Origin of the sequence: Rhizobium sp. 862_C5_N1_2, assembly GCF_051811205.1 — a bacterium.
Classification (GTDB): Bacteria; Pseudomonadota; Alphaproteobacteria; order Rhizobiales; family Rhizobiaceae; genus Rhizobium; species Rhizobium leguminosarum.
In genome coordinates this window covers 4,052,005-4,074,752 of record NZ_JBPWPT010000001.1, presented here as the reverse complement: position 1 = coordinate 4,074,752, position 22,748 = coordinate 4,052,005, and the positions used below count along the sequence as shown (strand labels likewise).

At 61.4% G+C, this 22,748-nt stretch carries 26 protein-coding genes and 1 tRNA gene; 10 read left to right on the top strand and 17 right to left on the bottom strand.

The genetic code is table 11. From position 1 onward, the window contains the following. Positions 1-213, bottom strand: a complete 213-nt coding sequence (gene lptM, locus ACD590_RS20160) for an LPS translocon maturation chaperone LptM (RefSeq protein WP_439003229.1) — start codon at positions 211-213, stop codon at positions 1-3. A 132-nt stretch (positions 214-345) separates the two neighbouring features. Next, positions 346-1,749: an argininosuccinate lyase gene (argH, locus tag ACD590_RS20155; protein WP_018448101.1), complete on the bottom strand. Its 1,404-nt coding sequence runs from the start codon at positions 1,747-1,749 to the stop codon at positions 346-348. Between the two features lie 26 nt (positions 1,750-1,775). On the opposite strand from argH, the gene tlpA reads away from it, so the two are divergent. Then, positions 1,776-2,438, top strand: a complete 663-nt coding sequence (gene tlpA, locus ACD590_RS20150) for a thiol:disulfide interchange protein TlpA (RefSeq protein WP_439003228.1) — start codon at positions 1,776-1,778, stop codon at positions 2,436-2,438. A 178-nt stretch (positions 2,439-2,616) separates the two neighbouring features. Here the strand turns inward: tlpA and ACD590_RS20145 are convergent, their stop codons facing one another. The 7 genes from ACD590_RS20145 to ACD590_RS20115 all read right to left on the bottom strand — a co-directional run bounded on the left by ACD590_RS20145 (position 2,617) and on the right by ACD590_RS20115 (position 8,011). Continuing rightward, positions 2,617-3,498, bottom strand: coding sequence for a 3-hydroxybutyryl-CoA dehydrogenase (locus ACD590_RS20145; RefSeq protein ID WP_003543296.1), 882 nt, complete (start codon positions 3,496-3,498; stop codon positions 2,617-2,619). 148 nt (positions 3,499-3,646) lie between these two features. Further along, on the bottom strand, positions 3,647-4,576 hold the full coding sequence (locus ACD590_RS20140) for an electron transfer flavoprotein subunit alpha/FixB family protein (RefSeq protein WP_439003227.1): 930 nt from the start codon (positions 4,574-4,576) through the stop codon (positions 3,647-3,649). Between the two features lie 25 nt (positions 4,577-4,601). Next, on the bottom strand, positions 4,602-5,351 hold the full coding sequence (locus tag ACD590_RS20135; RefSeq protein ID WP_027682661.1) for an electron transfer flavoprotein subunit beta/FixA family protein: 750 nt from the start codon (positions 5,349-5,351) through the stop codon (positions 4,602-4,604). 185 nt (positions 5,352-5,536) lie between these two features. Continuing rightward, positions 5,537-6,322 (bottom strand): rhomboid family intramembrane serine protease, encoded by a 786-nt coding sequence (locus ACD590_RS20130; RefSeq protein ID WP_113543129.1) that lies wholly within the window; start codon positions 6,320-6,322, stop codon positions 5,537-5,539. A 33-nt stretch (positions 6,323-6,355) separates the two neighbouring features. Continuing rightward, complete coding sequence (locus ACD590_RS20125) at positions 6,356-6,934, bottom strand: cob(I)yrinic acid a,c-diamide adenosyltransferase (RefSeq protein ID WP_028734603.1); 579 nt, start codon at positions 6,932-6,934, stop codon at positions 6,356-6,358. A 21-nt stretch (positions 6,935-6,955) separates the two neighbouring features. Further along, positions 6,956-7,159, bottom strand: coding sequence for a twin transmembrane helix small protein (locus ACD590_RS20120; RefSeq protein ID WP_018243774.1), 204 nt, complete (start codon positions 7,157-7,159; stop codon positions 6,956-6,958). Positions 7,160-7,177: 18 nt separating this feature from the next. After that, positions 7,178-8,011, bottom strand: coding sequence for an SDR family oxidoreductase (locus ACD590_RS20115; RefSeq protein WP_168299368.1), 834 nt, complete (start codon positions 8,009-8,011; stop codon positions 7,178-7,180). A 76-nt stretch (positions 8,012-8,087) separates the two neighbouring features. On the opposite strand from ACD590_RS20115, the gene ACD590_RS20110 reads away from it, so the two are divergent. Next, positions 8,088-9,011, top strand: coding sequence for a YihY/virulence factor BrkB family protein (locus ACD590_RS20110; protein ID WP_018243772.1), 924 nt, complete (start codon positions 8,088-8,090; stop codon positions 9,009-9,011). Here ACD590_RS20110 and gluQRS read toward each other — a convergent pair. Further along, positions 8,976-9,857, bottom strand: coding sequence for a tRNA glutamyl-Q(34) synthetase GluQRS (gluQRS, locus tag ACD590_RS20105; RefSeq protein WP_439003226.1), 882 nt, complete (start codon positions 9,855-9,857; stop codon positions 8,976-8,978). The two genes, ACD590_RS20110 and gluQRS, sit on opposite strands and share 36 nt — an antisense overlap. Between gluQRS and ACD590_RS20100 the strand changes: the two genes are divergently transcribed. Together ACD590_RS20100 and ACD590_RS20095 are read left to right on the top strand one after the other, a co-directional pair. Then, on the top strand, positions 9,856-10,548 hold the full coding sequence (locus tag ACD590_RS20100; protein ID WP_028734605.1) for a DNA-3-methyladenine glycosylase family protein: 693 nt from the start codon (positions 9,856-9,858) through the stop codon (positions 10,546-10,548). The two genes, gluQRS and ACD590_RS20100, sit on opposite strands and share 2 nt — an antisense overlap. 111 nt (positions 10,549-10,659) lie before the next feature. Further along, on the top strand, positions 10,660-11,217 hold the full coding sequence (locus ACD590_RS20095) for an HNH endonuclease (protein ID WP_011653702.1): 558 nt from the start codon (positions 10,660-10,662) through the stop codon (positions 11,215-11,217). A gap of 74 nt (positions 11,218-11,291) precedes the next feature. Here the strand turns inward: ACD590_RS20095 and ACD590_RS20090 are convergent, their stop codons facing one another. Then, positions 11,292-11,810 carry a disulfide bond formation protein B gene (locus ACD590_RS20090; RefSeq protein WP_018243769.1) on the bottom strand — a complete coding sequence of 173 codons (519 nt, stop codon included), beginning with the start codon at positions 11,808-11,810 and terminating at the stop codon, positions 11,292-11,294. Between the two features lie 78 nt (positions 11,811-11,888). Beyond that, positions 11,889-12,479, bottom strand: a complete 591-nt coding sequence (locus ACD590_RS20085; RefSeq protein ID WP_028734606.1) for a YqaA family protein — start codon at positions 12,477-12,479, stop codon at positions 11,889-11,891. 202 nt (positions 12,480-12,681) lie between these two features. Between ACD590_RS20085 and ACD590_RS20080 the strand changes: the two genes are divergently transcribed. After that, a complete protein-coding gene (locus ACD590_RS20080; RefSeq protein WP_032980558.1) occupies positions 12,682-12,966 on the top strand; it encodes a hypothetical protein in 285 nt (94 codons plus the stop codon). A gap of 46 nt (positions 12,967-13,012) precedes the next feature. Here the strand turns inward: ACD590_RS20080 and ACD590_RS20075 are convergent, their stop codons facing one another. After that, positions 13,013-14,761 carry a cation:proton antiporter domain-containing protein gene (locus ACD590_RS20075; RefSeq protein ID WP_018243766.1) on the bottom strand — a complete coding sequence of 583 codons (1,749 nt, stop codon included), beginning with the start codon at positions 14,759-14,761 and terminating at the stop codon, positions 13,013-13,015. A 282-nt stretch (positions 14,762-15,043) separates the two neighbouring features. Here ACD590_RS20075 and ACD590_RS20070 point away from each other — a divergent pair, with 282 nt between their 5' ends. Continuing rightward, a complete protein-coding gene (locus ACD590_RS20070; protein WP_439003225.1) occupies positions 15,044-15,328 on the top strand; it encodes a hypothetical protein in 285 nt (94 codons plus the stop codon). A 169-nt stretch (positions 15,329-15,497) separates the two neighbouring features. Next, positions 15,498-15,785 carry a hypothetical protein gene (locus tag ACD590_RS20065; protein ID WP_012759154.1) on the top strand — a complete coding sequence of 96 codons (288 nt, stop codon included), beginning with the start codon at positions 15,498-15,500 and terminating at the stop codon, positions 15,783-15,785. A gap of 227 nt (positions 15,786-16,012) precedes the next feature. On the opposite strand, the gene ACD590_RS20060 is transcribed toward ACD590_RS20065, so the two are convergent. Beyond that, positions 16,013-16,870, bottom strand: coding sequence for a LysR family transcriptional regulator (locus tag ACD590_RS20060; protein WP_439003224.1), 858 nt, complete (start codon positions 16,868-16,870; stop codon positions 16,013-16,015). 114 nt (positions 16,871-16,984) lie between these two features. Between ACD590_RS20060 and ACD590_RS20055 the strand changes: the two genes are divergently transcribed. Beyond that, entirely contained in the window at positions 16,985-17,443 is a 459-nt protein-coding gene (locus tag ACD590_RS20055) for a DUF3237 domain-containing protein (RefSeq protein WP_439003223.1), read from the top strand. Between the two features lie 122 nt (positions 17,444-17,565). Here ACD590_RS20055 and ACD590_RS20050 read toward each other — a convergent pair. Then, positions 17,566-17,650 (bottom strand) — tRNA-Leu (locus tag ACD590_RS20050). Between the two features lie 125 nt (positions 17,651-17,775). Continuing rightward, positions 17,776-19,071 (bottom strand): MFS transporter, encoded by a 1,296-nt coding sequence (locus ACD590_RS20045; RefSeq protein ID WP_047623048.1) that lies wholly within the window; start codon positions 19,069-19,071, stop codon positions 17,776-17,778. 128 nt (positions 19,072-19,199) lie between these two features. On the opposite strand from ACD590_RS20045, the gene ACD590_RS20040 reads away from it, so the two are divergent. After that, positions 19,200-19,778, top strand: coding sequence for a TetR/AcrR family transcriptional regulator (locus ACD590_RS20040; RefSeq protein ID WP_334539834.1), 579 nt, complete (start codon positions 19,200-19,202; stop codon positions 19,776-19,778). Positions 19,779-19,873: 95 nt separating this feature from the next. On the opposite strand, the gene ACD590_RS20035 is transcribed toward ACD590_RS20040, so the two are convergent. Beyond that, a complete protein-coding gene (locus tag ACD590_RS20035) occupies positions 19,874-20,854 on the bottom strand; it encodes an aldo/keto reductase (RefSeq protein WP_018448089.1) in 981 nt (326 codons plus the stop codon). Positions 20,855-21,076: 222 nt separating this feature from the next. Here ACD590_RS20035 and ACD590_RS20030 point away from each other — a divergent pair, with 222 nt between their 5' ends. After that, positions 21,077-22,708, top strand: a complete 1,632-nt coding sequence (locus ACD590_RS20030; protein ID WP_439003222.1) for an AMP-binding protein — start codon at positions 21,077-21,079, stop codon at positions 22,706-22,708. Positions 22,709-22,748: the final 40 nt, after the last annotated feature.

The window sequence follows — 22,748 nt, the reverse complement described above, 5'->3', positions numbered from 1 at the left end:
TTAAAGAAGGGGATCGAGAAGGAAGGGCTTGTCGACAGTTCCCGGCTGTTTCGTCGGCTTGGAAACGTCGCCTTCCTTGGTTGCCGCAGCACTCGGCGGATCGAGGTCGCCCTTGCGCCCGCATCCGGCAACGGCAAGGCCGATGACGACGAGAACCGCCGTCAGGCGGATGAGATGCGGCAAGCTCTTCATGGATATCCTCTTCTGCGGCATGTGCTGGCATCATCCATATCGAATGATGGACATCTTCATAGCGAAGTTTATCCGCCTTGTGCACCCTGATTGTTGGACGGTCTTTCCGCCTGCAGGAAGGGTGTGGCGGCTCTTCGCCCGACCGGCTATCTCTTAGTTGCGGGCGCGCCAGAAGGCGATCTGCCTGCGCACTTCGGACGGCGCCGTGCCGCCGAAGCTCTTGCGGCTGGCGACCGAGGCCTCGACGGTCAGCACGTCGTAGACCTTGTCGGTGATGTCGGGGTGGATCGCCTGCAGATCGGAAAGCGGAAGTTCGGCAAGGTCGCAGCCCTTGCTTTCGGCGAGTGCTACGGCGCGGCCGGTCACGTGATGGGCATCGCGGAAGGGGAGGCCGGCTTCGCGCACCAGCCAGTCGGCAAGATCGGTCGCCGTCGAATAGCCGGAGCCGGCCGCCGCCTTCATGCGCGCGGTGTTGATGGTCATGTCGCGCACCATGCCGGTCATGGCAGCGATTGCCAGTTCCAGGCTCTCGGCTGCGTCGAAGACCTGTTCCTTGTCTTCCTGCATGTCCTTGGAATAGGCGAGCGGCAGACCCTTCATGATCGTCAACAGCGCCACCAGCGAGCCGTTGATGCGGCCGGTCTTGGCGCGCACCAGTTCAGCGGCATCCGGATTCTTCTTCTGCGGCATGATCGACGAGCCGGTCGAGAAGGCGTCGGAGAGACGCACGAATCCGAATTGCGGGGTCGACCAAATGACGATCTCTTCTGCCAGACGCGACAGGTGCATGCCCGCAATCGCCGCGATCGACAGGAATTCGATGGCGAAATCGCGGTCGGAGACCGTATCGATGGAGTTGCGGGTCGGCTCGCGGAAACCGAGCGCCTTGGCTGTCATGTGGCGGTCGATCGGATAGCCGGTGCCGGCAAGGGCTGCGGCGCCGATGGGGCTTTCATCCAGATGCTCGATGGCGTGGCGCACGCGCGAGCGATCGCGGCCGAACATTTCGACATAGGCCATGCAGTGATGGCCGAAGGTAACGGGCTGGGCGGTCTGCAGATGGGTGAAGCCCGGCATGACGCTTTCGGCATGTTCTTCGGCGCGGTCGAGGAAGGCCGCGATCAGGCCGGTCAGCATCTGCTCGGTCTTCTGCAGCTCTTCCTTCACCCAGAGGCGGAAGTCGAGCGCCACCTGATCATTGCGCGAGCGGGCGGTGTGCAGGCGGCCGGCGGCCGGTCCGATCAGCGTCGCCAGGCGTGCCTCGACATTCATGTGGATGTCTTCGAGCTGACGCGAGAATTCGAAATTGCCGCTTTCGATTTCTGACAGGATCGTGTTTAGCCCGTGAACGATCTTGTCCTTATCGTCTGATGAAATGATCGCCTGATGGGCAAGCATGGTCGCGTGGGCGATCGAACCGCGGATGTCCTGGGCGAATAGCTTCTTGTCGAAACCGATCGAGGCATTTATCTCCTCCATGATCGCGTCCGGGCCGGAGGCGAAGCGCCCACCCCACATCTGGTTGGAGGATTTGGTGTCCGTGTTGTTCTCGGCCATGGAAGATGCCCGTCCTGGAGAATGAAATGACGACGAAAAAACCCTTCGGCCTGCCGTCCGGAAAATTGATCGCAATCGCCGCCGTCGCAGGTGTCGTTGCAGGTGCGGCAGCGGTATACGTGAAGGAGAAGGGGATTGGCAATGGGATCGGCAGCAGCGCTTCGGCCGAATGCTCGCTGGCGAAGGAGCGTGCTGCCAATCTGGCACCGCTCATGAAGGGGCAGGTGGCCGCCATGGTTGCCGCCACCGAGCCGCGCAAGCTGACGGCGGTTTCCTTCAACGGGCCGGATGGCAAGCCGCTGACGCTCGATCATTTCGCCGGCAAGACCGTGCTTCTCAATCTCTGGGCCACCTGGTGCGTGCCCTGCCGCGAGGAAATGCCGGCGCTGAACGCACTCGAAAAGGAGATGGGTAGCGACAGGTTCCAGGTCGTGCCGGTCAATATCGACACCGGCGACGATGAGAAGCCGAAGACGTTCCTGGCTGAAACCGGCGTCGATGCGCTGCAGCTCTACCGCGACAATACGATCGGCGTGTTCAACAGCCTGAAGAAGGAAGGCCTTGCCTTCGGCCTTCCGGTGACGCTGCTGCTCAACGACAAGGGCTGCCTGATCTCCGCCATGAACGGCCCGGCCGCGTGGGATAGCGAAGACGCGAAGGCGCTAATCAAGGGTGCGATCGGGTCGTAACGACGTTGATCAGGAGTCCCCATCTCCTCTCATGAGAAAGACGCCGGCGATTCCGATAAGGACGCAGCATTGCAGCAGGAACATGGGTGTTTCGGTCGACATGGCGTTTCCTCCCGTTCCCGGCAAGGAAAGCATTTAGCGGGCGCTCGGTCTATTCGCCCTTTCAGGTGATGGCCGCTTACCGCGTCGGGACCGGCACTTCGCCACGATAGTCATAGAAGCCGCGGCCGGACTTGCGTCCGAGCCAGCCGGCTTCGACATATTTTACCAGCAGCGGGCAGGGACGATATTTCGAATCCGCCAGGCCGTCATGCAGCACCTGCATGATCGAGAGGCAGGTGTCGAGGCCGATGAAATCGGCAAGCTGCAGCGGTCCCATCGGGTGGTTGGCGCCGAGCTTCATCGCCGTATCGATGGCGTCGACCGTGCCGACGCCTTCATAGAGCGTGTAGATCGCTTCGTTGATCATCGGCAGCAGGATGCGGTTGACGATGAAGGCAGGGAAATCCTCGGCGACGGTGATGGTCTTTTCCAGAGTTCCGACGAATTCCTTGGCGGCGGAAAAGGTCTTCTCGTCGGTCGCGATGCCGCGCACCAGTTCGACCAGCTTCATCACCGGCACCGGGTTCATGAAATGTATGCCCATGAAGCGCTCGGGGCGGTCGGTGGCGGCAGCAAGCCGGGTGATAGACAGGGAAGAGGTGTTGGTGGCAAGCAGTGCTTCCGGCTTCAGGACCGGACAGACCTGCGTGTAGATCTTGCGCTTGACCGTTTCATCCTCGGTGGCGGCCTCGATGACGAGATCGGAGGGGGCGAGATCATTGACATCGGACGAGCCTGTGATGAGCGACAAGGTCGACTTGCGCTCCTCTTCGGTCATCTTGCCGTTCGTCACCAGGCGCGCCAGGTTGCCGTTGATGGTGGCAAGGCCAGATTCGATGCGGTCCTGCGAGAGATCGTAGATGTGAACCCTGTAACCTGCGGCGGCCGAAACATGCGCGATGCCGCAGCCCATCTGACCGGCACCGATAATACCAATATTCTTCAACACCGCATTCATCTCCAAACCCCCGCACGGCATTCGCCCCCGCGCCGCCGCATTTTTCTAGCAATACTGCCGGACGAAGGATCGCCCGGCAGCAGTAGTAGCCCGATAAAAGATAATTTTCCAGTCATTCGCAAGTGCGAAAGAAAAGCATTTGGCGCGGTCAGAGCGCCTTTTGCAATTCCGGCAGGGCGTCGAAGAGATCGGCGACCAATCCGTAGTCGGCGACCTGGAAGATCGGCGCCTCCTCGTCCTTGTTGATGGCGACGATGACCTTCGAATCCTTCATGCCAGCCAGATGCTGGATGGCGCCTGAAATGCCGCAGGCGATATAGAGCTGCGGCGCCACCACCTTGCCGGTCTGGCCGACCTGCCAGTCGTTGGGCGCATAACCGGCATCAACGGCCGCACGGGATGCACCGACGGCGGCACCGAGCTTGTCGGCGAGCGGCAGGATGACCTCCCTGAACTTCTCGGCAGAGCCGAGTGCCCGGCCGCCGGAGATAATGATCTTGGCAGACGTCAGTTCCGGACGGTCGGAGGCCGACAGCGCGTCCCTGACGAAGGTCGACAGCCCCGGATCGGAAGCCGCCGGGATCGCCTCGACGGTGGCCGAACCACCTTCCGGCGAAGAGGCGAAGGATGCGGTGCGCACGGTGATTACCTTTTTGGCATCGGTCGCCTGCACCGTCTGAATGGCATTGCCGGCATAGATCGGCCGTTTGAAGGTGTCAGCAGAGATCACCTCGATGATCTCGGAGACCTGGGCGACATCGAGCAGGGCTGCCACCCGCGGCAGCACGTTCTTGCCGACCGAGGTGGCGGCCGAGATGATCGTGTCGTAGCTTCCCGCCAGCGAGACGATCAGGTCAGCCAGCGGTTCGGCCAGATTATTGGCGAGTTCGTCGCTTTCGGCGAGCAGCACCTTGGAGACGCCGGCAAGCTTGGCAGCCGCATCGGCAGCGGGTTTGGCAGCCTTGCCGGCAACGAGAATGTGAATATCGCCGCCGATCTTGGTTGCGGCCGTCAGCGTCTTGGCGGTCTGGTCGGACAGGCTTGCATTGTCGTGGTCAGCCAGAAGAAGAATGGTCATGATGATGGTTCCTGTTCCAACCTGATTACAGCACGCCGGCTTCGTTTTTGAGCTTGTCGATGAGTTCGGCGACCGACTTGACCTTGACGCCGGCCTTGCGGCCCGACGGTTCCTCGGTCTTCAAGACCTTGAGGCGCGGCGTGGTCGACACGCCGAAATCTGCCGGGCTCTTCTTGTCGAGCGGCTTCTTCTTCGCCTTCATGATATTCGGCAGCGAGGCATAACGCGGTTCGTTCAAGCGCAGATCCGTGGTGACGACCGCCGGCAGCTTGATCTCGATCGTCTGCAGGCCGCCATCGACTTCGCGGGTCACCTGAGCCTTGCCGTCACCGATCTCGATCTTCGAGGCGAAGGTCGCTTGGGGCATGCCCAGCAGCGCCGCCAGCATCTGGCCGGTCTGGTTGCTGTCGTCATCGATCGCCTGCTTGCCGACGATGATCAGGCCGGGCTGTTCGGCATCGGCCACAGCCTTGAGGATCTTGGCGACAGTGAGCGGCTCGATCTGATCGTCGGTCTCGACCAGGATCGCCCGGTCGGCGCCCATGGCAAGTGCGGTGCGCAGCGTCTCCTCGGCCTTGGCGGGACCGATCGACACCACGACCACTTCCTCGGCCTTGCCGGCTTCCTTCAGCCGCAACGCCTCTTCCACCGAGATCTCGTCGAACGGGTTCATCGACATCTTCACATTGGCAAGCTCGACACCCGTGCCATCCGGCTTCACCCGGATCTTCACGTTGTAGTCGACAACCCGTTTGACTGGGACGAGTATCTTCATGGGGTCCTTCCTTCAGGAGAAACTGGCTTCAGAGGCTTTTTAGAAAATGCGCGCTTGGGCGCCGCTCCGATTGTCGAATGGCGACATGGATACGCGTTTTTCCTCCAAATTCAACGCTTCCATGACGCCGACAGGCAATTTGCCTCGGCAATATATGGACGTTTACGTTCACGTCAATATTGTCGTCAGCGACGGCCCCAGGGAAATCGCTGTGCCGTCCGCCCGTCCGTGCCGGCTGCGATGGCCGGGCCGGCGCCTGTGTCGTTTCTGACGGCGCGGGGCGTGACGATCTGCCGGTCGAAGAGCGGCACACCAGGTCGGCGCAACACCAGGATCAGGAAAGCCCCGGCAAGGATGCCGCCGACATGCGCGCCCCAGGAAACGTCGCCGTCAGGTGCGATCGCCAGCATGAAGAACTGCTGCCCGATCCACAGAAGCAGCGGCACGAAGGCCGGCAGGGGCAACGGCACACGGAAAAACACCAGCACCCAGACCCTGACGCGTGGATGCAGCAAGACATAGGCGGCAACGACGCCGGAGACCGCCCCCGATGCGCCGACCAGCGGCGCTTCCGAGGTCATGGTCAGCAGGCCGTGGCAAAGCGCGCCGGCGGCGGCGCAAACGAGATAGAAAATCAGGAAGCGCAGATGTCCCATCGCATCCTCGACATTGTCGCCGAAGACCCAGAGGAAGATCATGTTGCCGGCCAGATGCCAGAAGCCGGTGTGGACGAAGGCATAGGTGAGGTAGGTCAGCGGTTCCGGCACGATTTCGAGTCCCTGCGCCAGCATCGCATGGCCGAAGGCAATCGCCGGGATGTAGCCGAGCCCGACGGTCGTCGCCTGGGCTGCCTGTTCGCTCTCCAGGCTGGTCAAAAGCCAGACCGCGATATTCAGCGCGATCAGTGTGAGCGTCACCCACTGAACCTTGATATATTTCAGCGTATTGGCATCGTGAAGTGGTATGAACATAAAGGCCCCCCGGCGATCGTGAACGCGGCAAGCCTATCTGTTTTTTCCCGGAACCCAAAGTACATCCGCATGGCCCTGGTCATTTGCATGACGCGCGGCGACGAAGAGGAAATCGGAGAGGCGGTTGACGTATTTCATCGCCGGCTCGCCGACGATTTCGCCGTCGGTGCGGGTAAGCGCGACCATCAAACGCTCGGCGCGCCGCGCAATCGTGCGGGCAAGATGCAGATGGGCGGCAGCCGGGCTGCCGCCTGGCAGGATGAAGGATTTCAGCGGCTCCAGCCCGGCGTTCAGCAGGTCGATATCGTGCTCGACGCGGTCGACCTGCGTCTCGGCGATCCGTAGCGGCTCGTAGGTCGGTGGCTCACCGGTGTCAGGGGTGGCGAGATCGGCGCCGAGATCGAAGAGATCGTTCTGGATCGACATCAGCATGGCGTCGAGTTCGGGCAAGCCGGCCGTGTGCAGCCGCGCCAGGCCGATCGCGGAATTGGCCTCATCGATCGTGCCGTAGGCCTCGACGCGCAGATCGTCTTTTAGCCGGCGCGGGCCGGAAACCAGCCCGGTCGTGCCGTCATCGCCTGTTTTCGTGTAGATCTTGTTGAGCTTGACCATGGTTTCCCCCTTGAAGTCCGGTCAGGTCGGGCGGCCGCCGCCGGTCAGCCAGAGCGTCAGCATGATCAGGACGACGGCGATCGCCTGCAACAGCACACGAAGCTGCATCAGCTTGTTGGAACGGTTGGCATCGCCGCCCTTCATCATGTTGAAGAGACCGCGGATCAGGACGAGGGCGACGACGCCCATGACGATGATTGCGAGGATATAGGTGACCGTGGACATAGCGTTCTGCTTTCTCAGTCAGTCCGTCCAGCGCATCAGGCGGTAGAAGAGGTCTGCCGGAAGCAGCCGCTTCAGGAACATGCCCTGCTTAGCCGGAGTCGTTACAGGATAATGTGGCCTCGGATTTTTCGAGTTCAATGCGTGTTTCAATACGGAATAGACCGCTTCCGGGCCGAGCTTATGGCGGTTGACCGGCCCCGATCCGTCGAGTCTCGCCAGTTGTCTGGTGTAATCGACTGCGTGCGGCGAATTCTCGAGATCGATATGCTCCTTGATCTTGGCGAGCGCATTGGCGGTGAACCGCGTGGCGATCGGTCCCGGCTCGATCAGGCTGACATGGATGCCACTGCCCTGCAGCTCCATGCGCAGGGTGATGCTGATACCTTCCAGCGCGAATTTGGAAGCGGTGTAGGCGCCGCGAAAGCGATAGGGGACAATGCCGAGGATCGACGAACATTGCACGATCCTCCCCTCTCCGCGTTTGCGCATCAGCGGAATGATCTGCCGCGTCAGCTCGTGCCAGCCGAAGAAATTCGCCTCGAACTGCGCGCGCAGCGTTGCCGTCGATAGATCCTCGACGGCGCCCGGCTGGCCGTAGGCGCCGTTATTGAAGAGCGCGTCGATACGACCGCCGCTGCGTTCCAGAACTGCGCCGACCAGGTCGGAAATCGTCTCGGTCCTGGCATAGTCCATCAGGAAGGCTTCGATGCCCTCCGCTTCCAACCCCTTGAGATCGTCCGGCTTGCGCACCGTCGCGAAGACACGCCAACCATCGGCTTTCAGCGCCCGTGCGCAATGAGCGCCGATACCGGACGAACATCCGGTCACGACGATGGTGCGCTGCTCCGCCATGGAATGATTCCTGTACAAAATGGGACTCGTTTCCCATATTCGGCCAGAGGATACAATCTGGAAAGCCGGAGACGGAATGCTGAAGGTGCTGCGCACGATCTACGACGTGATCTATGACGCGATCTGTCACATGGTCGAGGACGACGGCTTCGCCATGGCAAGTCACGTGGCGCTGTCGAGCCTGCTTGCGGTTTTTCCCTTCCTGATCTTCGGCACGGCGCTTGCAAGCTTCCTCGGCGCCGATCAGTTTTCCTCGACCGCCATCCACCTGATCTTCGACACCTGGCCCGAGGCGATCGCCAAGCCGCTTGCCGACCAGGTGCTGCAGGTGCTGACCATTCCGCGCGGCGGGCTGCTGACGATCTCGGTGCTGGCGGCCGCCTATTTCGCCTCGAACGGCGTCGAGGCGCTGCGCATCTCGCTCAATCGCGCCTACCGGGTGCAGGAAACGCGGCCCTGGTATTTCACGCGTCTCGCCAGCCTGGGCTACGTGCTGATCGCAGTTATCATCTTCACGGCGATCAGCATTCTGCTCGTCGCCCTGCCGCTGGCGCTCGATTATTCCAGGAAGTGGTTTCCGCTGTTTGCCGATACGCTCGATATCGTCTTCAGCTGGCGCATCTATGGCACGCTGGTGGTTCTGACGGTCGGACTGCTAGTCATGCATCTCTGGCTGCCGGCCGGCAAGCGACGGGTCTTCGACGTCATTCCCGGCGTCTTGCTGACGCTGCTTCTCTGGCTCGCCGGCGCGCTGATCTTTGCCTATTATCTCGCGACCTTCGCCAACTATACGGCAACCTATGCCGGTCTCGCCTCTGTCATGATCGTGCTGATCTTCCTCTACATGGTCGGCGTCATCTTCATCATCGGCGCGGAGATCAATGCGGCGCTGATCAAGTTCCGCGTCTTCCGGATGTTCTCCCACACGCTTTCGATCGTCGGCAGAGAGCGTGTCGAAAGGCAATCAGAGCCCGACAAGGCGGCGAACATCCGCCCCTGACATGCCCCGGGCACGCAATTCGCCAAGCCCGCTGTCGCCTTGGCTTTTCGAAAGCTTGCGGCCGTCGGCGTCGAGAACGAGACGATGATGGTGATAGACCGGCTGCGGCAGGCCGAGCAGCACCTGCAACAGCCGGTGCACCGATGTCGCGTGGAAGAGGTCGAGCCCACGCACGACGTGGGTGACGCCCTGCAGCCCATCGTCGATGACCACCGACAGATGATAGCTGGATGGCGCATCCGAGCGCGACAGGATGACGTCGCCCCAGACGTCGGGCTCGGCGGCGATCTCACCTGTCCTGCCGTCGCCGGTTTCCGTCCAGAACAGCAGCTCGCCGATCAGGTCGAGCGCTTTGCGCATATCGAGTCGCCAGGCATGTTTCTTCCCCGAGGTCAGCATGTCTCGCCATTCGTCTGCCGGACGCTCGCGATCAATTGCGGGATAATGCGGCGTGCCGTCGGGATCGCGCGGCCAGGGATCACCCGCTGCCTCGTAGGCAACGATGCGCGCCTTCACCTCGCCGCGCGTCAGAAAGGCCGGATAGACCAGCCCGCGCTCGATCAGCGTGTGCAGCGCCGCCTGATATTCGGGGAAATGTTCCGACTGGCGCCGCACCGGGCTCTCCCAACTGATATCAAGCCATTCGAGATCCCTATGGATGCCGGCCTCGAACTCGGGAGTGCAGCGCGTCTGGTCGATATCCTCGATGCGCAGCAGCAGGCGGCCTTGTTCGGCCTCCGCCATGTCGCGGTTCAGCAGGGCCGAGAGGGCATGTCCGAGATGCAGCGGTCCGTTGGGGCTCGGCGCAAAACGAAAGACGGGTTTTTGACGCTCACTCGTGGTCATGCTTTCTTCTGCCATGGATTCGGTTTTTGAACCACTGCGAGGCAAAGTGCAGATCATCCGCAACGAAGACGATGTCAGGCAGGGGCTCGAAGCGTTGCTTCGCCTCGATCCGCGCCTTGCGCCGATCGTCGCGGAGGCCGGGCCTATTCCACTGCGATTGCGCGAGCCCGGCTTTGCCGGCCTTGCCCATATCATCGTCTCGCAGATGGTGTCGCGCGCCAGCGCCGACGCGATCTGGCGGCGCATGCTGCCGGCGGACGGTTCGCTGACGGCCGAAGGTTACGCACTGCTTCACGCCGAGGCATGGCGCGAATTCGGCCTGTCGCGCGCCAAGGCCGAGACGCTGTCACGGATCGCCGAAGCGGTCGCCTCCGGCCGTCTCGATCTCTCCGGGCTCTGCCTGAAACCGCCGGGCGAGGCGCTTGGCGAACTGACGGCGTTGAAGGGCGTCGGACCATGGACGGCAGAGGTCTATCTGATGTTTTGCGGCGGCCATGCCGATGTTTTCCCGGCCGGCGATGTCGCGCTGCAGAATGCCGTCGGGGCGGCATTCGGTCTTGCGGCACGGCCGCAGGCGAAGGCGCTTGCCCAGCTTTCGGAAGTCTGGTCGCCGTGGCGCTCGGTGGCGGCACGGCTTTTCTGGGCCTACTACGCCACGAAGATGCGCCGCGACATGGTGCCGATCGGCTGATCGGCAACACTCTTCAAATTGCCTTTATCCTCTGAATTTATTGGACTTCACAATCCTGTAACAACCGGCCTAATATACAGGTGCAGATGCCGAATCGATCAGGAGAGTCCCTTGACGATTGCAGTCTCCCCACAGGCCCTGCCGGCGCTCGTCCTGAACGCTGACTACCGGCCGCTGAGTTATTACCCCTTGTCGTTGTGGTCCTGGCAGGACGCGATCAAGGCGGTATTTCTCGACCGTGTGAACATCATAGCAGAATATGAACATTCGGTTTCTTCGCCGAGCTTTTCGATGCGTCTTCCGAGTGTCGTGTGCCTGAAGACTTACGTTCAGCCGTCCCGCAATCCCGCTTTCACCCGGTTCAACGTCTTCCTGCGCGACCGGTTCGAGTGCCAGTATTGCGGCGCCCATGACGACCTGACCTTCGACCACGTCACCCCGCGCGCCCATGGCGGCGAGACCACCTGGGAAAATGTCGTGGCAGCCTGCTCGCCCTGCAATCTGCGCAAGGGCAGCAAGCTTCCGAAGCAGGCAGGCATGTTCCCGGCGCAGAAGCCCTATCAGCCGACGGTGCAGGATCTGCACAATAACGGCCGGCTGTTCCCGCCGAACTATCTGCATGAAAGCTGGCTCGACTATCTCTACTGGGATACCGAACTGCAGCCCTGATCGAACGGCCTACGCGTTGCGCGTCCTTTCAGACGCGCAGCGGACGCTGCAGCGCTTTGAATTGCTGGACAATTTTACGAGGCCGCCTTGCGAACGCCGACAAAGGCGAAGGCGGCGAGCAGGATTCCGGCAATCACATTCCAGCCCGCAAAAGACAGGCCGAGCACCCGCAGCGCCGCATCGGTGCAGGACGGGCCCTTGATGGTGTTGAGTTCACCGAGCAGATCGCCAGCATTGGTCGTCATGCTGCTTGCCGTCGTCGAGCAGGTGGCCGGACCCGGCCAGAAGTGCCATTCGACGCCAGCGTGATAAACACCCATGCCTGCCGTCACCAGCATCAGGATGCCGGCCGCGAGAATCAGCGCCCGGGTGATCCAGTTCGGCAGGCCGACGAGCTCGGAGATGGCGGCCAGGATTGCGATCGGGATGGCGTAATAATAGGGCTGGCGCTGCAACAGGCAGAGCGCGCAGGGAATATAGCCGCCGATATACTGGAAGCCGAGCGCGGTGCCGACTGCGGCCGCCATGCCGATGGCCAGCAACATGGAATAGATAAAGCCGGGGCGGGCGAGCGGCGAGGAAGTGGCAGTCATGGCGGAACTCCGCGACGTTGGTAGAGCATGAGATGCGAAATCAGATTTCAGGCCTATTCGGCTAAAAATCATTCTCGCCTAGTGAGCGAGATAGCGGTAGGCGGGATATAACACGATCACGGCGGCGGCACCGATACCGACGATCTGGCCGAGCCGCTTTTCGATGAAATCACGGATCGGCTCGCCGTAGCGGCGCAGCAGCCAGGCGAGGAAGAGGAAACGCGCGCCGCGCGCGACGATCGCCGAGACGATGAAAAGCCCCAGATTGACGTGGATGACGCCGGACAGGATGGTGACGATCTTGATCGGCGGCAGATGCGCAAGACCCGAGGTGACAAGCAGCAGCAGGATCCACTCGTAGGTGACATAGGCCTTCATCTGCTCGAAGGCTTCGAACTTGCCGTAGAATTCCAGGATCGGCCGCGCGACCGTCTCATAGGCGTAATAGCCGAGCGCCCAGCCGGCGATGCCGCCGAGCACGGAGGCGACGGTTGCAATCAACGCATAGCGATAGGACCGTTCCGGCTTGGCAAGCGCCATCGGCAGAAAGAGTACATCGGCGGGGACGAGAAAGACGGAGCTTTCGACGAAGGCGATGACGGCGAGCCAGACTTCGGCCGATTTGCGCGAGGCCAAAGACATGGTCCAGTCGTAAAGTCTGCGGAGCATTCCGTTTCCTTCCTGTTGCAGTGCAAAAGAGCTTTAGGGGCCGTGCGCGGCGCTGTAAATGCTCGCCCGTGTCCTTCCTGCCACCGCCGTCCAAAAATTTTCGTGATGCGGGGAATCGGCGCCTCTCCCAAGATTTCACGGGATTGCGAATCGGCCATTCTGCGGCAAGCTAGTTGGGGTCGACGTGCAGGGTGGCAAGAGAATGTTCAAAGTGATTGAAGGCGGCCGTGGGCAGGCGGCGCAAATGGATGACTGGTCCGAAGAGCGGCGCGGACCAAGCAAAGACGACGTGCGCCGGGAGGCTGCGCGGCGGATCAGCGAGAGCGGTTATCATCTGTCCCGCATCCGGGAATTCGCGACCGGCGTGCCGATGCTGGCATCTCTTAAATACTTGTCGCTGCAGATCGATTTCGCAGCCGAGACATTGTCGCGGCTCGATCCGATCCCGGAGGATTTCCGCTCCGATGGCTATTGGCCGGCGGGCTGAAGCAATCACGGCAGCGTGATTGCCGCTGAAAGGAGTGATGTTTGTGTCAGGACAGGTCCATCGACTTTTCCCATTGCTGACGCAGGACGTTCATTTCCGTTCGCTTCTGGGCCATTTCGCTAACCGCGGCGCGCAGATGTGGATGGTGCGACATGAACATATTGAAGTCGCGCCGTTCGAGCACCTCGAACTGGCAGAAGTCGACGGCGATGACGTCGGCTGTGCGCCGTCCGCCGGTCAGTAGCGCCATTTCCCCGAAAAAGGCGCCTGGCTCCAGGCGGATCGCGCCACTGGCGAGCCGCACTTCCACCGCGCCGGAGGAGATGAAATACATGCTATCGCCCCGGTCGCCGCGGCGGATGACGCGTTCGCCGGGCGGTGCGGATTTCGCCTTGAAGAGCAGCAGCAGCTCCTCCTGTGCGTCCTCGTCGACCTCGGAGAACAGCGGGAACGTCTCGATCAGCTGCTGCATCTTCAGTTGATGCTGGCGCTCGCGCTCTTCGCCGAGCGCCCTGATCTTTTCCAGTTCTTTGCCGAGCGCCTTCTGCCTGCTCCTGCCGTAGCTTTCCCAGAGGGAGGGCCATTTCGAATGGATGTATTTCTTCAGGCCGTCGGTCGCGAAGATCACGATTGGGTTGAGCGTGATCGACAGGATCGCGGCAGCCAGGATCAGATCCTGGCCCTCATGCGGCAGGAGCCCGAGTGAGACGCCGAGACCGGCGAGGATGAAGGAAAACTCGCCGATCTGGGCAAGGCCGCCGGCCAATGTCAGCCCCATGCTGATCGGATATCTGAGCAGGATGACGATGAGGAAGGTGATGATGCCCTTGCCGAGGATCACGAGCGCCAGTGCGCCGATCACGGCCAGAGGCTGGCGCACCAGGATCGAGGGATCGAAAAGCATGCCGACGGAGACGAAGAACAGCACGGAGAAGGCATTCTGCAACGGCAGCGAGTCGGCCGCCGCCCGGTGGCTGAGCTGGGATTCGCTCATGACAACGCCGGCGAAAAATGCGCCGAGCGCAAAGGAGACGCCGAAGATCGCCGCCGAACCGAAGGCGATGCCGAGTGCGATCGCCAGCACCGTCAGCGTAAAGAGTTCGCGCGAGCCGGTGCGGGCGATCATCGTCAGCAGCCAGGGCACGATGCGAGGCCCGAGGAAGATCGCCATGGCGGCGAAGGCCGCCACCTTCAGCAGCGTCAGCCCGATCGTCAGCATCAGTGGCAGGTCGCCGAGGCCGTGATTGGTCGTATCGGCGGCGTTACCACCCAGAAGCTCTGCCAGCGCCGGCAGCAGCACCAGCGCCAGCACCATTACCAGATCCTCGACGATCAGCCAGCCGACGGCGACGCGTCCGCTTGCCGCGTTGACGAGATTGCGCTCCTCCAGCGCCTTCAGAAGCACGACGGTGCTCGCGACCGACAGGCTGAGGCCGAGGACGATGCCGGCGCCGAGGCTCCAGCCCCAGAGTTTGCAAAGGCCGATGCCCAACAGGGTGGCGAGGATAATCCGCCCGATCGCGCCAGGCACGGCGATGCCGCGCACGGCAAGCAGGTCGGAGGCGGAAAAATGCAGGCCGACGCCAAACATCAGAAGAATGACGCCCATCTCGGCGAGCTGGCTGGCAAGGGCGGTATCGGCGACAAAGCCCGGCGTGAACGGCCCCATCAGGATGCCCGCCATCAGGTAACCGACCAGTGGCGGCAGCCGAAGCCGGTCGGCGGCATAGCCCAGGACCGCCGCGAAAACGAAACTGACGGCGACCGTCGCGATAAGTCCTACTTCCTGATGCACGTCCGCCCTCTCTGGTGATAGCGGCGGCCACTTTGGACGAAGCGCAAGCAAAATTAAACAGTTGATTTGGATGACCGGCTACTGTTCGGGGCCCTTCGCTCTCATTTTGGCGGGTAGGATAGAATAATGCTGCAATTCCAAATGTTAAAGCGTCCTTCTCAGGTCTAAAAAGATGCGTTGCGTTGTAGGCGCGGGCCTCTTTCGTAGCCCGGTCGGGCCGTCACGATGTTGGAACCACTTGTGTCTTGCCTCGTTGCCCTTTCATCAAGAAAGGAGAACGACATGCGAAAGATGATCTTGAACTGTACTGTGGCGGCCCTTGCCGCCTTCTCGTTTGCAGCGCCTGTTCTTGCCGACAGCGTCTATGTCAGGGAGCGTTCCTATGACGACGGCTATCGTCACGAGCGGGTACGACCCGGTATCACCATCAGCGAGCGTGGCGTCACTTTCGGTGCCGTGCGCGAACGTGAGCACCGCCGCTATCGCGATAACGGCTGCGAAACCAGGAGCGTCACCCGACAGACCGACGAAGGCGAGGTCACCAAGACGGTCCGGCGCTGCAATTAACGAAAAAATGTGCGATAAGGACGAAGCCTGGTTCCGACGAGCCGGGTTTTCGCCTTTTGTGGCACGAATATTTCAATGCAGTGGTGAAAGTCGTCTGTCGGTGTTATGAGCACGCCTTTGGTAACAGCGCGTTCCCAGCGCAAACACCGCCCGCACAGGATCTTTTAGTATGATTGAGCTTACGCCGTCCCAGATCGCCGCACTTAAACTCGCCAGGGATGGAGACCTTTATCCTCAGCCAGCCAATAAATGGACGCACGAGAACGCGACGGTGACTTACGCAAAAACTGACCGGTGGAAAGAGCGGCCTCAGAAAATAAAATCGGTCACTGCCAAGACGCTGGGCGAGTTGAAGGAGCCGGGTTTTCTGGAGCGGCGGCATCTGGATGACGACGCAACAAAAGACGTCTACGGCATCACGATGGCCGGCAAGATGTGGCTGCTGAAAAACAAGTAAGCTCCGCTTAGGCGCTGAGTATTTTCACAAGCCTCCCAGCCTAACGGGATATGACGGCCTCATATCCGACTTTCGGGAGAGACTTGAGATCGCCGCCAAAGCGACCTTGGCCAATAATTCTATCGGGTACGGGCGGCGGTCGATGCGGTGATGCAGTGTCGTCTTTCGCTAGCGCGCGGCCGCGGCCATCATCTCGCCCAAGCCATCACAGTGTCTTTGGTTCGGAATTATGCGACTTCACGCGCCTGCTCGCAAAGCCATGCGCAGAGCTGCCGCGGCGCCTGGCGCGCGTCATTGGCGCGGATGAGCGCAAAATGCCAGGCTGGCCCGCTCAGCACGTAGGGGAACGGCGCGATCAACCGGCCCTCGGTCAAAAGCGGCCGAAACAGCGACGGCGACAACAGCGCCACACCCACGCCTGCCAGCGCCGCATTGGCATCCAACTCGTGCGTGGGGTAATCGACCGCCAAAAAGCGCAAAGCCTGTGGGGTCGCGCATTGAGCCTCCTTAAACCATTGCTGCCAATCAGGGTGCGGCAGAAGCGCGAAGTCAGCAAGCGCCTGCGGCGCGGCAAGTTTCCGCGTTCCAAGCAGGGAAGGCGACAGCATCGGCGTCACTTCTACGGGAGCGAGCCGATATTCTTCCAGCCCGGCCCATCCGCCGCGACCCGTCCTTATGGCGACGTCGAATGCGCCCGTGTCACGTATTTCCACCGAGACGTCGACCTCGATGACGGAAGCTTCTGGCGCAGGATAGCGCGCCAGACGCGGTGCAAGCCAGCGCGACGCAAAGGTCGGCGGCGCCGTGAGCCTGAGTGGCGGCGTCGCCGCCTGAAATTCTGCGAGCGCCTCACCGATCCTGGTTAATGCCTCCCGGACCCGGTTTGCCAGAACGGAGGCGGCGGCCGTCGGGACCACTCGCCGACCGGCGCGGGTAAAAAGCGGCTGACCGAGCTCAGCCTCCAGAGTGCGAATACGAAGGCTGACCGCCGCTGGTGTCAGAAACAACCGTTCGGCTGCGCGCGCGAAGCTGCCGGCCGAGACACAGGCTTCCAATACGCGCAGAGACTCTAATGACGGTCGCATGATCAGCTTCCCTTCACGATCAATTTATCTTGCGGTGACGACAAGCAAAGCGCGTTTTGAATGCGGAACGCCCTGGTTCAATTTTGGGGGACAGCCAAGAATAGGAGATTTACTGTGTCCCTGCAATCTCAGCACCTGTTTACACTCTTCATCGCGCTTCATCCAACGCTGGAGCTTGGGCAGACGCCAGCCGGCGGCCGGCGCATTTTTCCTGTCTCGGGCGGATATTTCCAAGGGGAGCGCCTGAAAGGAGAAGTATCGCCGCTGATCGGATCGGATCTCCTGCTCGCTCGTACCGACGGCACATTTCAGCAAGATGTCAGGCTTCTCCTCGTCGCCGACGACGGGGGCCTCGTCCTCATGACCTATCGCGGCGTCAGGCGTGCGTCACAGGCCGTCGACGAGCGTTTGGCGCGTGGCGAAACGGTCGACGCTTCGGAATATTATCTGCGCACGACACCGTATTTCGAGACCGCCGCGCCTGCTCACGCTTGGCTTAACAGCATTGTCGCGGTCGCAACGGGCGGCAGGTGTCCAGGCGGTGTCGAATACGAAGTCTTTGAAGTACTGTGATCTCGATATTGTCCTCGCCGCTCTCTCACATTGCAGGCGGGGGTTTCCCAGATCGTCCACGCGAGACGACGCAGTCCGCTTGCGTTGCTTGAACTATCCGACAAAGAGCTTGAAGATTTTGGTGGTGCCCCATGCCGGAGTCGAACCAGCACTTCTTTCGAAACTCGATTTTGAGTCGAGCGCGTCTACCAATTCCGCCAATGGGGCAACGGATACGAACGGGCGGCTGTCTAACATGCGAGCGCCCGGACGCGCAAGACGCGCAAGCGAAGTTATCGGGCTGATCCGGTAGAGAGATCCGGCCTCGCTTCGAGGCCGGATCCTGTCTGATATCAATGGGCGGCGGCCGGTGCCGGGTTGCTCAGGCCGGACTTCTTCAGCGTGATCGCCAGGATCGAGGCCAGCAGGCAGAAGGCGCCGGCGACGAAGAAAGCAGGCAGGTAGCTCGAAAGCTCGGTGCGCGAGAGGCCGGCGCCATAGGCGGCGGTGGCGGCTCCCAGCTGATGTCCGGCAAAGACCCAGCCGAAGACGAGGCCGGTCTTTTCGCGGCCGAAGCGGTCGGCGGCGATCTTGACGGTCGGCGGCACGGTGGCAATCCAGTCGAGGCCGTAGAAAACGGCGAAGATGGAGAGGCCGTAAAAGCTGAAATCGCTGAAGGGCAGGTAGAGCAGCGACAGGCCGCGCAGGCCGTAATACCAGAAGAGCAGCCAACGATTGTCGAAGCGGTCGGACAGCCAGCCGGAACCGATGGTTCCGAAGAAATCGAAGATGCCCATGACGGCCAGCACGCTGGCGGCAGCCACCGGCACGATGCCGAAATCGCCGCAGAGGGTGACAAAATGGGTCTGGATCAGGCCGTTGGTGCTGAGACCGCAGATGAAGAAGGTGGCAAAGAGGATCCAGAAGGTCGAGGTCTTCGAGATTTCCTTGAGGACAGTGATCGGCGTCATCAGCGCGGCGGCGAGGGAAGTGCTTGCCGGTGGCGGCGTCACCTGCGTCTCACCGAAAGAGGGCAGGTTGAGGTCGGCGGGGCGGTCGCGCATGAAGGCAAGCACGGCAAGGGCTGCAACCATGATCATGGCACAGACGAAAAACACCGTCGAGCGCCAGCCATAACGTTCCGTCAGCTCCGCCATCAGCGGCAGAAAGACGAGCTGGCCGGTGGCCGAGCTTGCCGAGAGCATGCCGACGACGAGGCCGCGATGCTTGGTGAACCAGCGGCTGGAGACCGTTGCGGCGAGCACCATAGCCGTCAATCCCGTACCGAAACCGACGACAATGCCCCAGAGCAATAGCAACTGCCACAGCGTCGTCATGAACAGCGAACCGACGAAGCCCGCGCCGATCAGCGCCAGTGCGAAGACAATGACCTTGCGCACGCCGAAATAATTCATGAAGGCGGCGGCGAACGGACCCATGAAACCGAAAAGGATCAGGCGGATCGCAAGGGCCGAGGAAATCTGCGAGGTCTCCCAGCCGAACTCATCCTGCAGCGGCTTGATGAGAACGCCGGGTGCGCCCATGGCGCCGGCGGTGACCAGCATGGTGAGAAAGGTCGCGGCAACGACGACCCAGCCGTAATGGATGTTGCGCCGGGCAAGGGTGGAGGCGAGGGCTGTGGAAACCATGGGCAAGATTCCGTTTGAATTCAGGTTCGAGAAGATACTGGATCGATTTACATGATGGTCATCATATTTCTTGCGTATTGATGATGGACGTCATATATTTTGTCAAGCGACTATTTCTGGAGATGACAATGCGGGTCAGCCGCGAAAAATTTGCCGAAAACCGCGAAAAGATCCTGAGCGTTGCCGGCGTGCTTTTCCGAGAAAACGGTTTCGACGGGGTCGGCGTTGCCGACATCATGAAAGCGGCGGGTCTGACGCATGGCGGCTTCTATGGTCATTTCGATTCAAAGGATGACCTGGCGCTGGAGGTCAGCCGCAAGCTGATCGACAGGGTCGAAACGCGCTGGAAGGAACATATCGCCGAATCGCCCGACCGGCCGCTGGCAGCGCTTCTCGACCATTACATCCACTGGCGTACGGTTGACGATCCGGGCGGCAGCTGCGTCTTCGCAACGCTGATCCAGGAGGTGAGCCGCAGCCGCGGCGCGGTCCGTGAAGTCTTCAGCGATGGCCTGTCCGTGCTGGTCGATACGCTTGCTGATATCGTTCCCGGCGAAACGGAAGAGGAGCGCCGCGCCAATGCCACGACGACGCTCTCATCGATGATGGGTGCTGTCATTCTTGCCCGCGCGGTCGAAGACAGGACGCTTGCCGAGCAGTTTTTGGTGACGATGCGCCGGCAGCTCGATCCCGGCAGTCGGACATAGTCTCAATCGCGGAAAGCCGTGGTTTCGCTCTCCCCCTCCAGGTGGAGAGGGAGAGAATCCGCCTTGCATATGCCTGAGGACCGAGAAGCCAGCGGCTATTTGAAGCCGGCGATGGCGTGCGGGATGTAGGGTGCTTCCAGGGCCGCGATTTCCTCGGCGGTGAGCTTGACCGAGAGTGAGGCGACGGCGTCTCTGAGGTGGTTCGGTTTGGACGCGCCGATGATCGGGGCGGTCACCGCACTTTTCTGCAGGATCCAGGCAGTTGCGACCTGGGCGCGGGAGATGTTGCGGGCCTTGGCGATCTCGGCCACGGCTCCGACGATCTTGCGGTCGGCATCGATGGACTGCGTGTAGAGCGTCTTGCCGAATTCGTCGGTTTCGCTGCGGGCCGTCGTCTCGTCCCAGTCGCGGGTCAGGCGGCCGCGGGCAAGCGGGCTCCAGGGGATGACGGCGATTTTCTGATCCTCGCAAAGCGGCAGCATTTCGCGCTCTTCCTCACGGTAGAGCAGGTTCAGGTGGTCCTGCATGCTGACGAATTCGGTCCAACCGTTCAGCCTGGAGACGTAAAGCGCCTTGGCGAATTGCCAAGCATACATCGAGGAGGCGCCGATATAACGCGCCTTGCCAGATTTGACGACGTCGTGCAGCGCTTCCAGCGTTTCCTCGATCGGCGTCGTATAGTCGAAACGGTGGATCTGGTAGAGATCGACATAGTCGGTGCCGAGACGACGCAGACTATTGTCGATCTCGTCGAAGATCGCCTTGCGCGACAGGCCGGCGCCGTTCGGGCCCGGCCGCATGCGGTTGAACACCTTGGTCGCCAGCACGATGTCCTCGCGCTTGGCGAAGTCTTTGATGGCGCGGCCGACGATCTCCTCCGAAGAACCGTTGGAATAGGTGTTGGCGGTGTCGAGGAAATTGATGCCGAGGTCGATCGCCTGCTTGATCATCGTCCGGCTTTCTTCTTCCCGCAGGCTCCAGGCATGATTGCCGCGGCCGGGATCGCCGAAGGTCATGCAGCCCAAGCAGATTTTCGACACTTCGAGACCGGTCTTTCCAAATTTTGCGTATTCCATGAAACGACTCCGTGATGAATTCGATGACCCCAGGCTGGCTTCCATGATTTAGCGCGAGATGGCTAAAGTCGCAGGGGCGGCAAATGAAGAATTTATGCTGCGTGCGCACAATGATCCGTGATCGGCTTTTGAAGCCGCGCTCGTCACTGCCGCTTCTGGCTTCGGCTTGCACATCCCAGCTACAAGGTGTTAGCTGATGCAGCATTTTACCGGAATCCGACCATGCAACTGCCGTCCCACGATCGCTACGACGATCTTTATCGCGATTTCTCCTGGCGGATTCCGGAGGATTTCAATATCGGCCGCGCCGTCAGCGACGACTGGGCGGCGCGTGCGCCCGAGCGCGTCTGCCTCGAACATTTCAGCCCGGACGGCGATCACCGTGTAATGACCTATCGCGCGCTCGCCGACCGTTCCTCGGCCTTCGCAAATGCGCTCGTTTCGCTTGATATCCAACGCGGCGATCGCGTCGCGCTGCTATTGCCGCAATCCTTCGAAACGGTGATCGCGCATGTGGCGATCTACAAGACAGGCGCGATTGCTCTGCCGCTGGCGCTGCTCTTCGGCGTCGAGGCGCTGGAATACCGGCTGAAGGCGGCAGGTGCTGTGGCCGTCGTCACCAATGGCTTCGGTCTCGAACGCATCCGGCAGATCCGCGGGCGCCTGCCGGCGCTGAAACATGTCGTCAGTATCGACGGGGCGAGTGCCGATGCGGCCGCTTTCGCCGAACTGGTGGATAGCTATCCTCCTGTCTTCGACGTCGCCAAAACCGGTCCGGACGATCCGGCGCTGATGATCTTCACGTCGGGAACGACGGGGCCGCCCAAGGGCGCCTTGCATGGCCACCGTGTCCTGCCCGGCCATATTCCCGGCATGCAGTTTGCCCATGAGGGTTTTCCGCAACCGGGCGACAAGGTCTGGACGCCGTCCGACTGGGCCTGGGCCGGCGGCCTGCTCAATGCGCTGCTGCCGAGCCTTCTGCTCGGCGTTCCCGTCGTCTCGTCGCCAGCGCAGAAATTCGATGCCGACATGGCCTATCGCATCATGGCGGAGATGAAAGTGCGCAATGCCTTCATTCCGCCGACGGCGCTGAGGTTGATGAGATCCGTTTCCGATCCGCGCTCGAAATATGATCTGGTGCTGCGCACCATCGGCTCGGCCGGGGAGGCGCTCGGCCGCGAGACTTATGAGTGGGCGCGGGGTACGCTCGACATCACCGTCAACGAATTCTACGGCCAGACGGAGTGCAATTTCGTGCTCGCGTCGAGCGCTGCCTATGGCGTCACCAAGGCGGGCGCCATCGGACGGGCGGTGCCCGGGCATCGCGTCGCGATCGTCAGCGAGACGGGCGATGAGCTGCCCGTCGGCGAACCGGGCCAGATCGCCATCGCCAGTCCCGATCCTGTCATGTTCCTCGGCTACTGGGACGATGCGGCGGCGACGAAACGAAAATTCGCCAAGGGCTGGCTGCTCACCGGCGATATCGGCCGGCAGGACGCCGAGGGCTATGTTACCTTCGAAGGCCGCGACGACGACGTCATCACCTCATCGGGATATCGCATCGGCCCGGCCGAGATCGAGGACTGTCTGATCGGCCATCCCGCCGTGCAGCTTGCCGCCGCCGTCGGCAAGCCCGATACCGTGCGCACCGAAATCGTCAAGGCCTATATCGTGCTTTCACCAGGCCATCACCCAAGCGAGGCGCTGGCCGCCGACATAAGGGAGTGGGTGAAGACGCGGCTTTCGATGCACGAATATCCCCGCGAGGTGGAATTCATCGATGCCTTGCCGCTGACGACCACCGGCAAGGTGATCCGCCGGCTGCTGCGGGAGAGGGCGGCCAGCGAGCGATAGAGCATTTCCGGACGCAAAACCGCTAAAGCGCGTCGCAATC